The organism is Corallococcus praedator, from assembly GCF_003612125.1.
Classification (GTDB): Bacteria; Myxococcota; Myxococcia; order Myxococcales; family Myxococcaceae; genus Corallococcus; species Corallococcus praedator.
Genome location: NZ_RAWI01001223.1, coordinates 1 through 415, shown reverse-complemented (window position 1 = coordinate 415; position 415 = coordinate 1). Strand labels below are relative to the sequence as shown.

Below are 415 nucleotides of genomic sequence, written 5' to 3'. Positions count from 1 at the left end.
TCTGATACAATTTCTGACACAAGGGCTTCTTTTGCATACTTTGAAGATGAGCCATCATTTCAAATTATATTCTATCAGGTGAATGACGAAAAAGATGTGCGAATCTTTAATGAGCTTCTGAATAAATTCGGAGAAGATGTTCGTGATAAGTCTGGTACCGATATGTGTGCAGTGCTTGATTTTGAAGTATTAACACCATCAGAAATTGCTGAAGCTATAAAATTCATTGCACATATTCAAGACTTGATATTGGAGTCAAGATGAAAGATGATTTTAAAATTGGTGAGGTAACCGCTCATAGTACAATGCCTGTTAGACAAAGTATATTGCCACAACAAAAAGCAATCGTCACTGCTCCATTAAATTGTTTTTTGTGTAATGCAGAAACCGATAAACTTATCGCAATGGGTTATGA

At 34.9% G+C, this 415-nt stretch carries 1 protein-coding gene; it reads left to right on the top strand.

What is annotated here, in order from left to right; all coding sequences use genetic code 11:
• Positions 1-264 (top strand): hypothetical protein (locus D7Y13_RS46565; RefSeq protein WP_158626253.1); only part of this gene is annotated, 264 nt, incomplete at its 5' end.
• Between the last annotated feature and the right edge of the window lie 151 nt (positions 265-415).